Raw genomic sequence first — 12,889 nt, forward strand, 5'->3', positions numbered from 1 at the left:
CAGGGTGACGAGCGAAGGGGATACGGGGAAGCTACTCGGCTTCGCCACGAGGGTTTTCCCGGCGCCACCCCGACGCGCGGCCAAAGGCCCATCGGCGTCCAGTAGCCTGAACCGGGGTATCGCAGACTTCGAAGGCGCCGCGACGGCGGCTGTTGTGGTGGGGGCGAGCCGACTGTGAAGGGCGCGGAGTGAGGGCGTTCGATCGGCAGAAGTCCCGGGCCGTGCTGATCGGCAACGGGCAGTTCGCGGATTCGCGCCTGGTCGATCACGAGGACGTCATCCGGCGCGGTGTCATCGACCTCTACGCGAAGCTGACGGATCCCGAATACGGGTCCTTCCTGCCCGAGCACTGCGCCACTTTGCTGGACGAGCGGGACCAGGGCAAGGTCGGGCGGGTCCTTACGCGGGCCGCCGACGAGGCGCTCGACCTGTTGCTGGTGTACTACGCCGGCCACGGTGTCACCCACGGCGCGCGCAGCCTGTTGCACCTGGCCATGCCCGACACCGACCTCGACTCGGTGAGCTACACCGCCATTCCGTACGACCGGATCCGCGAGACCTGTGTGGACAGCCCGGCCCGGTGCAAGATCGTCATCATCGACTGCTGCTACTCGGGGCGCGCCGCCATGGCGATGGGCGCCGAGGAGGCCGGGGTGCTGGCGCAGCTGGAGATCAGCGGCACGTACACCTTGACGTCGGCGCCGCCGAATCAGCCGTCGCTGGTCCGCCCGGGCGAACTGCACACCGTGTTCACCGGGCGCCTCATCAAGCTGCTGCACGCTGCCCGCAGCGAGCCCGAGCTCCTGACGATGGACCAGATCTTCACCCGGCTGCGGAAGACGCTGGCCAGCGAGGGGCTGCCACGTCCGCATTCCCTTGGCACCGAGAACGCCGCTCAGGCCGTGCTGGTCGGCAACAGTTCCTGGCAGAGTCACACCGACCGGATCGCAGCAGCCCTGACGGACGAAGTCGAGCGGCGGCGGGCAGAGGTCGAAGCTTGGGCTGCGCGAGTGACCGCTGAGAGCAAGCGTGAGATCGAGAGGGCCAGGCAGGAGGCCGATCGCATCCTTGCCGAGGCGGACCGGAAGGCAACGCAGATTCGGGATAAGGCAGCCGCCATCGCTGAACACCTTGTCGTGGCGGCCGAGAAAGACGCCGAGGCGCTGCGGTTTAGGTCTGCGCGAGAAGCAGAGCTACTCGTCCGCACCGCAAAAGCGGAGACGCAGCCAATCGCTGCTCGTGCTCGCGCGCTGCGCCGGGGACTTGCCCGTTCCGTCGACGAGGAGCCGAGCACTTCCGCTGTCGAGGCTGAAGAAGCCAGCATCGACGGCAAGCGCAGGCGGAGCCTTAGGAAATTTATCGGCCCGCCGACCGACCGGATACCCCCATCGGACTAAAACCCCCGCAATATCCCCAGCCACCACCCCCGGCACCTCACCCGCCGCGAAATGCCCCCCGCGCGGAAACACCGTCCACCGCCGCACCTCGTACAACCGCTCGTACCACGACCGAGGCGGCTCCCCCTCCGACACCAGCGACTCGGTGAACACCGCCATCGCCGTCGGCACCCGCACGAAGTCCTCCGGTCCCATCGTCACCCCGTGCCAGCGGTTGTCGTAGTAGTCGCGCATCGACGATGTGATCGAGCCCGTCGCCCAATACAGCGTCAGCGTCGTCAACAACTCGTCGCGTCCGAAGGTGGCGTCGAGGTCTCCCCGGCTGTCCGACCACGACCGCCACTTGTCCAGAATCCACGCCGCGAGCCCGGCCGGGGAGTCGTTCAACGCGTAGCCCAGCGTCTGCGGACGCGTCGATTGCACCGCGCTGTATCCGCGCTCCGTCTCGTCCCATCGCGCGATATGGTCCACATACGCCTGCTCGGCGTCCGTCAGCGGCGGTGTGCCAGGGCCGGTGTACGGCCACATCTCCGGTGTGCTCAGGTGGATCCCGAGCATTCGCTCCGGCTCCAGCAGTGCCATGTGCGTCGCGACGCCGGCTCCGAAGTCGCCGCCGTGGGCGCCGTAGCGCTCGTATCCGAGCCCTGACATCAGCAGGTGCCAGAGTCGCGCCACCTCCCGGCGGTCGATGCCGACGCGCGGCGGCCGGGTCGAGAACGCGTACCCCGGTAGGGACGGAACCACCAGGTCGAAGCGGTCGTCGTGCGCCTCGATCAGGCGGTCCACCACGCCCAGCAGCTCCGCGAACGTGCTCGGCCAGCCGTGCGTCAGGACCAGCGGAATACCGTTGCCGTTCGCGGCGCGGTGGTGCACGAAGTGGATCCGCGCGTCGTCGACCTCTGCGATCCGGTGCTGGTAGCTGTTCAGTCGCTGTTCCTGGGCCCGCCAGTCGAATCCGTCGGCCCAGTAGGCCAGCAGCGACCGCAGGTAGCCTGAATCAACACCCTGGCTCCACGGTTCCCCGGGGGCCTCGTCGGGCCAGCGGGTGCCCTGGATCCGGGCGCGGAGATCGGCCAGGACCGCGTCCGGTACGTGGATCGTGAACGGGTGGAGCGTGAACGGCTCGACGTGCACCAAGCCTCGCCTCACAGCTCCTTCCGCGCCGTCCGCCACGCTTTGCGCACCTGCTTGTCGAAGCTTTTCGAGTCGCAGCGCACCAGGCCGAGCAGCACGCCGTAGGTGAACGCGTTCTCCCCGGCCTGGTGCGCGCCGGCTGCCAGGTCGGTCAGCGCCGTGGCGGTGACCACGCGGTCGTGTTCCTCGCCGAGCACGTCCTGCAACACCTTCACCGGCTTCGACGGATGCCCCAGCGCCTCGGCCGCGTAGCGTGCGCGCCGCGCCGCCTTGCGCGCCTCGTGCATCGCCTCGTCCCGTTCCGGGCCGTGCGGCATCGGCAGTGCCGCCGTCATCCGGCGCCGCACCTTGCGGTGCAGCCGGCTCAGGTCCGGCTTCCGGGACGGCTTCGTGCCGTCCAGGTAGGCGTCCAGGGACGCGAGCAGTTCGCGGTAGCGGTCGGAGTCCAGGGCCTCGGCGACCAGGGCCAGGGCCGCCTCGTGCTCCAGGCCGAACACCTCCTGGACCCGCGTCCGCACCGGGCCCAGGACCAGGTCCTCCGGGGTCCGCTCGATCAGGTCCAGCACCAGTTCGGCCATCACCTCGGCGTCGCGCGCCGGGCCCAGCGCGTCGCCGAGCCAGGCCAGCTCCTCGGTCAGGTCGCCGGGGTCCGGGAGCACGTCGGCGAAGGCGCGCAGGTTGGCGCGCAGGGTGCGCGCGGCCACCCGCATCTGGTGGACGGCGTCCGGCTCGTCGGCGCGGACCGCGGACTCCAGCGCGGAAAGGGTGTCGGCACGGGACCGCAACGCGGTCATCAGGCTGCTGCTCATGTGGTGAACCCCATGTGGACGTGGTCGTGGTGGGTCCGGTCGCTGAAGAACTGCGAACCGGACAACTGGCGGGGGCCGCCGACGTTGTACGAGCCCAAGGCTGCCGCGCGCCGCATCAGGTTGTCGACCAGCGCGGGGGGAGTGGCCGGATCGACCACCGCGTGGCCGTCGATCCGCCAGACGTCCACGGCGCGGCCGCGGGGGTGGTCGCTCGGGCGGGTGGTGCCGAAGACATCGATCGGATGGCCGGAGCGCACCACGCTCACGGTCAGATCATGCTCTTTCGCCAGGGCTAGCAGCACATTGAGCACAGTGTCATGAACTTGCCCGCTGCGCACGTCCTCCTGCGCGGCCGGCGGGAGCGTGACGCGGGACTCGGCGAGCAGCGCGGTCGCGGCCGTGGTCAGCGACGGCGCCGCAGCGCCCGGCGTGGAGGGATGCACCTCGGTCACGCGCCAGCGCGGCGACGCCTGTACCAGCCGGACGTCGAAGGTCCCGGCGCTGGTGACGACCAGGACGCTGGCCGAGGTGTCGAGCAGGCCGCCGTACTGCGCGTCGAAGACCTGGAGGTCGGCGCGGCCGACCTGGGCCGCGACGTGCTCGACCGCCACGGATTTGATGTCCGGCTCCAGTTCCCCCGGACCCGGTGTCCACAGTTTTGCAGCGGAAGCAGAGGCAGAGGCGGAGGTAGCGGCTGACGTAGAAGCCGAAGTAGAAGCCGAAGGCGCGGTCGTCGGCGAAGGCGACGCAGAGGCCGAAGTCGTGGGACTCGGCGTAGGCGCCGGCGACACCGGCCCGCCGGGATCGACCACCGTGCCCGAGGTCGAGGTCCCAGCCGTCCCCGACGACCCGGAGCGGCCCGACCCCCCGCACCCGGCCGCCACCACCCCACCGACCACGCCCACCCCGCCCAGGAGAATCGTCCGCCTTGTGCTCATACAGCCAGTATCCGCCAGCCGCCGCGCCCCATGGGGAGGCTGACGCCTCCCTCCTCCCGCAGTACGGTGCGAACTATGACGCTGCTGGACCAGCTGGCCCAGGCGGTAGCCGCCGGGACGATCGAAGTCGTCGACCTCACCGCGCCGCTGTCGCACGAGACGCCGATCCTGAACCTGCCCGCCCCCTTCGCCAACACCGTCCCGTTCGAGCTGCGCGAGATCAGCCGCTACGACGACCGCGGCCCGGCCTGGTACTGGAACGACATCGTCACCGGCGAGCACGTCGGCACCCACTTCGACGCCCCGGTGCACTGGATCACCGGCCGCGACGGCGAGGACGTCTCCCAGGTCGCCCCGCGCCGCCTGGTCGGGCCCGCCGTGGTGCTCGACGCCGCCGACCGGGCCGCCGACGACCCGGACCACCTGCTCCAGATCGACGACGTCCGCAAGTGGGAGGCCGAGCACGGCCCGCTGCCCGACGGCGGCTGGCTGCTCTACCGCACCGGCTGGGACGCCCGCTCCGGCGACCAGGCCGCGTTCCTGAACGCGAACGAGACCGGGCCGCACAGCCCCGGCATCTCCGTCGAGTGCGCGCGCTGGCTGGCGCAGGAGACGCCGCTGCTCGGCGTCGGCGTGGAGACCGTCGGCACCGACGCCGGCGCCGCCCACGGCTTCGACCCGCCGTTCCCCTGCCACTCCTTCCTGCTCGGCGCCGGCAAATACGGCCTCACCCAGCTGCGCAACCTCGACCGGCTGCCGACCCGCGGCGCGGTGCTGATCGCCGCGCCGCTGCCGATCGTCGGCGGCTCCGGCAGCCCGGCGCGGGTGCTGGCGCTCGTCGAGCGGGAGGGATGAGCATCGAGCGGCCCGCCGTCGTCGCCGCCGAAGTGGGCCAGACGCTGCGCGAAGCCGGCGCCGAGGTGGTGTTCGGGGTGGTCGGCAGCGGCAACTTCCACGCCACCAACGCGCTGGTCGCCGCCGGGGCCCGGTTCGTCGCGGCCCGGCACGAGGGCGGCGCCGCCACCATGGCCGACGCCTACGCCCGGGCCAGCGGCAAGCTCGGCGTGCTCTCGGTGCACCAGGGCCCGGGCCTGACCAACGCCATGACCGGCATCGCCGAGGCCGCCAAGAGCCGCACCCCGCTGATCGTACTGGCCGCCGAGGCCAGCTCGCGGCTGTCGAACTTCTGGGTCGACCAGAACGCCCTGGCCCGCGCCGTCGGCGCCGTGCCGCGTCGCGTCAACAGCGCCAAGACGGCGCGCGCCGACACCCTGGCGGCGGTGGCCACCGCGCGCGCCGAGCGCCGCACCGTGCTGCTCAATCTGCCGCTGGACGTGCAGCAGGAGACGATCCAGGCGGCGCACGGCTTCGGGTTGATCACCGGGCACAGCGTCGTGCATCCGCGCGAGGCGGACGTCGCTGCGCTCACCGCTTATCTGGAGGCCGCCGAGCGCCCGGTTTTCATCGCCGGGCGCGGCGCGGTGCTGGCCGACGCCGACGGTCCGCTGCGGGAGCTGGCCGCGCGCAGCGGTGCGCTGCTGGCCACCTCGGCCGCCGCCCGCGGGCTGTTCCTCGGCGACCGCTACGACCTGGACGTCAGCGGCGGCTTCGCGACCCCGCTGGCCGCCGAGCTGATCCGGGCCGCGGACCTGGTCGTCGGCTGGGGCTGCGCGCTGAACATGTGGACGCTGCGGCACGGCGCGCTGATCGGCCCGGACGCCGAGGTGGTGCAGGTCGACACCGAGGCCGAGGCGCTGGGCCGGCACCGCCGGGTCGGGCTCGGCGTGCTCGGCGACGCCGGCGTCACCGCGCGCCTGGTCGCCGACCGGGTGCCGGCCAAGACCGGCTACCGGACCGCCGCCGTCGCCGAGCGGATCGCCGACGAGGGCAGCTGGCCGCGTCTGCCGTTCGAGGATCTGTCGACCGCCGAGCGCATCGACCCGCGCGCGCTGTCCCGGGAACTCAATACCCTGCTTCCGATGGAGCGGACGGTGGCCGTCGACTCCGGCAACTTCATGGGCTATCCCGTGATGTTCCTGGACCTGCCGGACGTCGAGGCGCTGGTCTTCACCCAGGCCTACCAGTCCATCGGGCTGGGGCTGGCCACCGCGATCGGCGCCGCGGTGGCCCGGCCGGACCGGCTCACCGTGGCCGCGCTTGGCGACGGCGGCGCGCTGATGTCCGCCGCCGAGTTGGAGACGGCGGTGCGGGAACGGCTCGGCCTGGTCATCGTGGTCTACAACGACGCCGGCTACGGCGCCGAGGTGCATCATTTCGGGCCGCACGGCCACGATCTGGGCACTGTCACCTTTCCCGACACCGACCTGGCCGCGATCGCCCGCGGCTACGGTTGCCAGGCCGCGACCGTGCGCACTCCGGAGGACCTCGACGCCCTGGTGGACTGGCTGGCCGGACCGCGCGACCGGCCGCTGTTGCTGGACGCGAAAGTGGCCGCGGAACAGGCCTCCTGGTGGTTGGAGGAGGCGTTCCGCGGCCACTGAGGCGCGGTGGTGCAGAGCTGTGGAGCTGTGGAGCGGTGGAGCTGAGCTCTGGAGCTGCGAAGCTCCGAAGCCGCGATGCGATGGAGCTTTGGAGCTGCGATGCGGTGGAGCGGTGGAGCTGAGGAGCAGTCCTACTTCAGCGTGCCCGCCGTCAGACCGGCCTGCACCTGCCGCTGGAACGACAGATACACCACCAGCACCGGGATCATCGCGATCGTCATCCCGGCGAACAGCGCCGGATAGTCGCCGCTGTACCCCTGGTTCACCATCAGCGTCACCAGGCCCTGCGACAGCATCTGGTGCGCGTCCTCGCCGTGCTGCGACTGCATCAGCACCACCGGCAGCAGGTACTGGTTCCACTGCCCGAGGATGTTGAAGATGCCCACGCTGATCAGGCCCGGCTTCGCCATCGGCAGCATCACCTGGAAGAACGCCCGGGTGTGCGAGGCGCCGTCGATGAGCGCCGCCTCGTAGACCGCCGACGGCAGCGTCCGGAAGAACGCGTGCAGGAAGAACACCGTGAACGGCATCGAGAACGCCACGTACACCAGCACCAGGCCCTGGTACGTGTTGAGCATGTGCAGCTTGCTCACCTGGAAGAACAGCGGCACCAGCGCCAGATACACCGGCAGCATGACCCCGCTGACGAACAGGTAGTAGATGAACCGGTTGCCTCGGAACTGGAACCGGGACAGCACGTAGGCCGCCATCCCGCCGAACAGCATCGTCAGCGACACCGAGAACACCATCACGATCACGGTGTCCTTCAGATAGGTGCTGATCCCGGTGGACCAGGCCCGCCGGAAGGAGTCGATGGACCACTCGTGCGGCCAGGACCACGCGCTGCCGTTCAGCTCCCCGGTGTCCTTGAAGGCGCCGAGGACCACCCACAACACCGGGACCAGGACCAGCAGCCCCCACAGGATGAGGAAGCCGGTGCCGAACACGTTCAGGGTCGCCCCGGACTCGGCGAACCGCCGGGAGCGGTCGCCGCCGGCCGGCCGGCTCCGGCCCGGGGCCGCCTCGGCCTCGGGCGACGTCTGCGTCATATCCGCTGCCATGTCGTCTTCTCCTTGGCGCTCAGTACTCGAGGCGCTCGCGGCGCGTCAGGCGCAGGACGACGAGCGAGAGGATCAGGGTGATGAAGAAGATGACGACGCCCATCGCACACGCGTACCCGGCCTCGCCCTTGGTCTGGAAGTTGCGCATCAGGTAGGTCGCCAGCACCTCGCCGTGCCCGTCCGGGCCGCCGCCGAAGTTGGAGCCCGGCGTCAGGTTCGCGACGAGTGCGAAGGCGTCCATCGCGGCCACCGCCAGATATACCCAGGCGGTCTGCACCGAGTCCCACAGCAGCGGCATCGTGACCTTGAAGTAGGTCTGGATCCGTCCGGCGCCGTCCAGCAGCGCCGCCTCGTAGTAGTCCCGCGGGATCTGCTGCATGGCCGCGGAGAACAGCACCAGGTAGAACCCGACCCACTGCCAGACCAGGACGAACAGGATGCACCACATCACGAACGTGGTGGAGTTCAGGAACTCCCACGGGTGCTGGTCGTCGGTGATGTGCAGCTTGATCAGGATGCCGTTGAAGAAGCCGGCGTTGTTGGTCTCGAACAGCGCCTGGAACAGGATCACCAGGATCGCGACCGACAGCACCTGCGGGAAGAAGAACACCACCCGGTACACGGCCGAGCCGCGGACGCCCTTCACCCCGCCCACGCCGCCGCGCTGCCCGCCGACGTTCAGCATGAAGGCGAAGAACATCGCCAGGATGATCGTGATCGTCGGGAAGAAGATCAGCAGGAAGATGTTGTGCCACAGGGCGTGCAGGAACGCCGAGTCGTGGTACAGGTGGACGTAGTTGTCCAGGCCCACGACCTTGCTCGGCGGCGCGACGCCGCTCCAGTCGGTCAGCGAGTAGCCGAAGGTCTCGATGTAGGGCCAGATGACGAAGACGATGTAGACCGCGAGCGGCCCCGCGAGGAACGAGGCGATGAACAGCCGTTCTCTGGTCTTCTTGCGCAGCCGCATGGCGCGTGCTCCCGGGCTGTGGAGGGGTTCGGGGTCGGGGGGCGCGGCGCGCGGACGGACCGGCCGGGGAGGCCCGGCCGATCCGTCCGCGGCGCTCGCGGAGGGACCGTCAGGTGGTCGGCCGCTTGAACTTCTGGACCGAGGAGTCGGCCGCGCACTTGTCCGCGGCCTTCTGCGCGCGCGTGATGAACTCGTCCGGCTTGATCTTGTTGGCCATCAGCTGGCTCATGGCGTCTTCGAGGTCGGTCTCGAACTGCGAGTACCAGTTGATGTAGTACCAGTTGATGATCTGGCCGCCGGCCCCGGTGTACAGGTCGTTGCTGGACTTGGTGCCGGGCTTGAGGGCCGCGGAGATCTCCGGGGTGATGGCGTCCTTGACCACCGACAGCGAGTTCGCCTTCTGTGCGAAGGAGGCGCCGCCGGCCTTGGAACACATGATGCGCAGGAACTCCAGACCGCCGGCCTGGTTCTTGGCCTTGGCCGGGACGATGAACGGCTCGCCGGCGCCGGCCCGGATGGCGGTCTGCGGCATCTTGTCGCCGGTCAGCGAGGGCATCGCGAACACCGCCATGCCGAAGTCCGCCGGGGTGGCGGCCAGCTGCTCGTTCTCCAGCCACGAGCCGCAGGGGATGATCGCGGCCTTGCCCTGGTTCCACTGGGTCTGGGACTGGATGTGGGTCAGGCCCTCGGTGCCGGGGAGCATGTAGCCCTTGTCCACCAGCATGTAGATGGCGTCGACGGAGTTCTTGACCGCGTCGGACTTCCAGGCGTTCGGCTCCAGGTTGTCGATGGCCGTCATCACGTCCGGGCCGCCGTTCTTGGCGACCAGGTCCATCAGCGGCACCATCATGTAGTACGGGTACTTGCCCTGGTGGCAGAACGGGGCCATGCCGGTGCCCTTGATCGTGGCGCACAGGGTCATGAAGTCGTCCCAGGTCTTCGGGATCGTCCAGCCGTTCTTGGTGAACAGCGTGGAGGAGTACCACAGGCCCCAGACGGTGAACGCGTAGTTCAGCGAGAACATGCTGGAGCCGAGCAGGCCGATCTCGACGGTGCCGGGGAGCAGGGTGTCACGCACCTTCTTGCTCGGGTCGTCGATCGAGGGGGCGTCGAGCAGCTTGTCCAGGTTGGTCAGCTGGCCGCTCTTGTTCAGCACGTCGAGCTTGAGCTGCTTGGCGCCGGAGTCGTCGATCACGTCCGGCGGGTTGCCGGCGTTGAACCGGGGCTGCAGGTCGCCGGTGACGTCCTGGGAACCCTTGTGCGTGACCGTCGAGCCGGAGTGCTGCGACTTGTACATGTCCTCGAAGGCCTTGGCGTAGTCGTCGCCGTAGCCGCCCTTGAAGACGTAGACGTCCAGCGGGTCGGAGTCCTTGACCCCGAACGGGTTCTTGGCGTCGGCGGCACCGCTGCTCGCCGAGGTGGCGGCGGAGCCGCCGGTGCTGCCGGCCGTGGTCGGGTTGGTCTTGGGGGTGCTGCCGCTGCCGGCCGCGCAGCCGGCGGCCAGGGCCGAGCCGGGGGCGGCGACGGCCGCGATGGCGGCCGAGCGTATCAACATCTGCCGACGGGAGACGTCGGCGGGCAAACCGTGTTCGGACACTGAGGTTCTCCTGATCGACGAGGTGCGGGCGCCGGGGGTTCCGGCTGTGAGGGAGGTGCGCTCGTGCGGTGAGTTCAGGTGATGCGAGTGCTCGGCGGTGCGGGGGTGGTGCGGTGCCGTGCTGGTGGTGCGGGGTGGTGAGTGATGTGCGGTGTGGTGCGGTGGTGCGGAGAGGTGCGATTTCTTGCGGTGTGGTGCGGTGCTGTGCTTGTGGTGCGGAGAGGTGAGCGATGTGCGGTGTGGTGCGGCGGTGCGGCGGTGCGGTGGTGTGGAGCGGTGTGCGGTGTGCGGTGTGGAGCGGTGTGCGGTGTGCGGTGGTGCGTGAGTGATGCTCTTGTGTGCTCGAGTTGCTCGGTAGGGTCTCAGATTTTGTCAGCTCGCGGTAGATACCGAAAACAATCGCTCACGGACCGCCGGGCTCGGCGGCCGTCCGAACCGGTCCAGCGCCAGCCACACCGCGGCCGCGGCACCATCCAGCGCCGGCGTCACGACGGCGTCCGGCCAGCGCTCGGCCAGCGCCGTGCGCACCCGCGCGGCGACCGGGGTCGGGTTGGTGAGGATGCTTCCGGCCAGGACGATCGGGGTGGCGGCGGCAGGGCCGCGCACCGCGGACAGGGTCGCGGCCAGGTACGCCGCGGCGCGGTCGGCGATGCCCTCGGCGACCCGGTCGCCGGCCGCGCAGGCGGTGGCCAGCAGCGGAGCCAGGCGGGCCAGGTTCGGCGGGGGCTGGGACATGACCGCGGTGACGAGGTCGCGGGCGGCTATCGGGGCGGCTATCGGGCCGGCGGGGGAGGCGGAGGCGGAGGAGGCGGGGGAGGCGGGAACGGGTGCGGCACCCTCTGGGAATACGGACGCTGATTCGGTACCCGGCACCGCGCCGCCCAATGACAACGATTCGATCACGAGCCCGGTGAGCACGGTCGGCGGCCCCTCGCCGTCCAGTTCCGCCATGGCCGCGACCACCGCCTGCCGGCCGAGCCAGAATCCGGAGCCGCGGTCGCCGAGCAGCCAGCCGTGGCCGTCCGAGCGGGCCGCCATGGCCCGGTCCTTGACCGCGATCGCCACCGCGCCGGTGCCGGACAGCAGCAGCGAGCCCTCGGGCCGGTCGGTGCCGGCGACGAAGGCGATCAGCGCGTCGCCCTGGTACTCCACCGGACAGGACAGGCCGGCCCGTTCCCAGACCCGGGCGAACGCCTCCCCGGCGGGCATGTCCTCGCCGCTGGGCAGCGCCGCGCCGCCGGCCAGGCCGAGCACGACGTACCGCACCGCGGCCGGATCCAGCCCGGACAGCGCCTGACCGACCGCGTCGGCCTGCGCCGCGGCGGCCCGGGCCGGCCCCAGGCCGGTCGGGTTGCCGCCGGCCGCGCGTCCGGCGCCGACCCGCACGCCGTCGGCCGTGGCCACCAGCGCCCGCGTCGACGTGCCGCCGACGTCGAGTCCCAGCACCAGGGCCGGCGCCTGGTCGGTCGGTGCGTCCATGGTCGGTGCGTCGCCTTCCGGTTCCGGATTCCGGGTGGAACGTTTCAATTCCAGTTGCGTGGAACTTAGAACCCGGATAATGCGACGTCAATACCTCGACGGGAAGTTGAAAGGTTGCAGCCTTGTAAAGGTCGGGGAGCGGTGGGAAAGGGGCGCAGGAAAAAGCGCCGCCGGTCCTTGAAACGTTCCAATGGACAGGCGCCCCCGGGCAGCCCGCCCAGAACCTGTCTAGACCTGTGGCCGCCTGGAACCGACTCTGCCACAAGAAGTCCAGGCGGTCTAGACCGCCCGGTTTCCACGGCGGAAACAGGATATTGACTCCGGCGAGAAATGCCGTCTAGCCTCCTCGGCACAGCACCGGGGGCGGATCCGGGAAAAAGGGGCATGGGTGACGAAGAACGCGGGCATGCGGGACGTCGCCGAACTGGCGGGCGTGTCGATCGGCACGGTGTCGAACGTCCTGAACCGCCCGGACGTGGTCGCCCCCGGCACCCGGGCCCGGGTCCAGGCGGCGATCGCCGAGCTGGGTTTCGTGCGCAGCGAGAACGCGAGGCTGCTGCGGGTCGGGCGCAGCCAGGTGCTGGCGCTGCTGGCGCTGGACCTGGCGAATCCGTTCTACGTGGAGGTGTTGAGGGGGGCCGAGGAGGCGGCGCGGGAGGCGCAGTTGGGGGTGGTGGTCGTGGACAGCGCCGGGAGCGCGGTGGCGGAGGCGGGGCAGTTGGCGTTGTTGGCGCAGCAGCGGGTGCGGGGGGTGATGGTGACGCCGGTGGATGTGAGCGGGGGGACGTTGGCGGAGTTCGGGCGGAGCCGGATTCCTTATGTGGTGGTGGATCGGGAGGTGGCGGGGCGGGTGAGTTGTCGGGTGTTGGTGGATGACGTGGCGGGTGGGGAGATGGCGGTGGCGCATTTGGTGGGGTTGGGGCATCGGCGGGTGGGGTTTGTGGGGGGGAGTTTGGGGGTGGCGGAGTTTCGGGATCGGTTGGTGGGGGCTCGGAGGGGGGTGAAG

The 12,889-nt window shown here is 70.3% G+C and carries 10 protein-coding genes and 1 pseudogene; 4 read left to right on the forward strand and 7 right to left on the reverse strand.

Going from position 1 to position 12,889, the window contains the following annotated elements:
- Positions 1–221 precede the first annotated feature (221 nt).
- Positions 222–842, forward strand: a pseudogene (locus tag ABD481_RS34405) (caspase family protein); the annotation flags it as partial.
- A gap of 351 nt (positions 843–1,193) precedes the next feature.
- Here the strand turns inward: ABD481_RS34405 and ABD481_RS34410 are convergent.
- Genes ABD481_RS34410 through ABD481_RS34420 form a run of 3 tightly spaced genes read right to left on the reverse strand, consistent with a single transcriptional unit; the run spans position 1,194 to position 3,951 of the window.
- Positions 1,194–2,546 carry an epoxide hydrolase family protein gene (locus ABD481_RS34410; protein WP_344670015.1) on the reverse strand — a complete coding sequence of 451 codons (1,353 nt, stop codon included), beginning with the start codon at positions 2,544–2,546 and terminating at the stop codon, positions 1,194–1,196.
- On the reverse strand, positions 2,543–3,340 hold the full coding sequence (locus tag ABD481_RS34415) for a CHAD domain-containing protein (RefSeq protein ID WP_344670016.1): 798 nt from the start codon (positions 3,338–3,340) through the stop codon (positions 2,543–2,545). Before ABD481_RS34415 ends, ABD481_RS34410 begins: the two co-directional genes overlap by 4 nt.
- Complete coding sequence (locus ABD481_RS34420; RefSeq protein WP_344670017.1) at positions 3,337–3,951, reverse strand: hypothetical protein; 615 nt, start codon at positions 3,949–3,951, stop codon at positions 3,337–3,339. Before ABD481_RS34420 ends, ABD481_RS34415 begins: the two co-directional genes overlap by 4 nt.
- A gap of 402 nt (positions 3,952–4,353) precedes the next feature.
- Here ABD481_RS34420 and ABD481_RS34425 point away from each other — a divergent pair, with 402 nt between their 5' ends.
- Positions 4,354–5,133, forward strand: a complete 780-nt coding sequence (locus ABD481_RS34425) for a cyclase family protein (protein ID WP_344670018.1) — start codon at positions 4,354–4,356, stop codon at positions 5,131–5,133.
- The gene (locus ABD481_RS34430) at positions 5,130–6,779 is read left to right on the forward strand and encodes a thiamine pyrophosphate-binding protein (RefSeq protein WP_344670019.1); all 1,650 of its coding nucleotides are present in this window, start codon (positions 5,130–5,132) and stop codon (positions 6,777–6,779) included. The genes ABD481_RS34425 and ABD481_RS34430 overlap by 4 nt, the downstream gene beginning before the upstream one ends.
- 131 nt (positions 6,780–6,910) lie before the next feature.
- Here the strand turns inward: ABD481_RS34430 and ABD481_RS34435 are convergent, their stop codons facing one another.
- The 4 genes from ABD481_RS34435 to ABD481_RS34450 form a co-directional block, all read right to left on the reverse strand.
- Entirely contained in the window at positions 6,911–7,840 is a 930-nt protein-coding gene (locus ABD481_RS34435; protein WP_344670020.1) for a carbohydrate ABC transporter permease, read from the reverse strand.
- Between the two features lie 19 nt (positions 7,841–7,859).
- A complete protein-coding gene (locus ABD481_RS34440; RefSeq protein WP_344670021.1) occupies positions 7,860–8,807 on the reverse strand; it encodes a carbohydrate ABC transporter permease in 948 nt (315 codons plus the stop codon).
- Between the two features lie 109 nt (positions 8,808–8,916).
- Positions 8,917–10,362: an N-acetylglucosamine/diacetylchitobiose ABC transporter substrate-binding protein gene (gene ngcE / locus ABD481_RS34445; RefSeq protein ID WP_344670022.1), complete on the reverse strand. Its 1,446-nt coding sequence runs from the start codon at positions 10,360–10,362 to the stop codon at positions 8,917–8,919.
- A gap of 414 nt (positions 10,363–10,776) precedes the next feature.
- The gene (locus tag ABD481_RS34450) at positions 10,777–11,883 is read right to left on the reverse strand and encodes an N-acetylglucosamine kinase (RefSeq protein ID WP_344670023.1); all 1,107 of its coding nucleotides are present in this window, start codon (positions 11,881–11,883) and stop codon (positions 10,777–10,779) included.
- A gap of 388 nt (positions 11,884–12,271) precedes the next feature.
- Between ABD481_RS34450 and ABD481_RS34455 the strand changes: the two genes are divergently transcribed.
- A partial coding sequence (locus tag ABD481_RS34455; protein ID WP_344670024.1) for a LacI family DNA-binding transcriptional regulator occupies positions 12,272–12,889 on the forward strand: 618 nt, incomplete at its 3' end.

The sequence above is a fragment of the Catenulispora yoronensis genome (assembly GCF_039531695.1).
Taxonomy (GTDB): domain Bacteria; phylum Actinomycetota; class Actinomycetes; order Streptomycetales; family Catenulisporaceae; genus Catenulispora; species Catenulispora yoronensis.

Bases quoted from the DNA above. Each gene is read 5' to 3' on its own strand.
- ABD481_RS34435 (WP_344670020.1), bottom strand. From the start codon at position 7,840: ATGGCAGCGGATATGACGCAGACGTCGCCCGAGGCCGAGGCGGCCCCG.
- ABD481_RS34430 (WP_344670019.1), top strand. From the start codon at position 5,130: ATGAGCATCGAGCGGCCCGCCGTCGTCGCCGCCGAAGTGGGCCAGACG.
- ABD481_RS34450 (WP_344670023.1), bottom strand. From the start codon at position 11,883: ATGGACGCACCGACCGACCAGGCGCCGGCCCTGGTGCTGGGACTCGAC.
- ngcE (WP_344670022.1), bottom strand. From the start codon at position 10,362: ATGTTGATACGCTCGGCCGCCATCGCGGCCGTCGCCGCCCCCGGCTCG.
- ABD481_RS34415 (WP_344670016.1), bottom strand. From the start codon at position 3,340: ATGAGCAGCAGCCTGATGACCGCGTTGCGGTCCCGTGCCGACACCCTT.
- ABD481_RS34425 (WP_344670018.1), top strand. From the start codon at position 4,354: ATGACGCTGCTGGACCAGCTGGCCCAGGCGGTAGCCGCCGGGACGATC.
- ABD481_RS34440 (WP_344670021.1), bottom strand. From the start codon at position 8,807: ATGCGGCTGCGCAAGAAGACCAGAGAACGGCTGTTCATCGCCTCGTTC.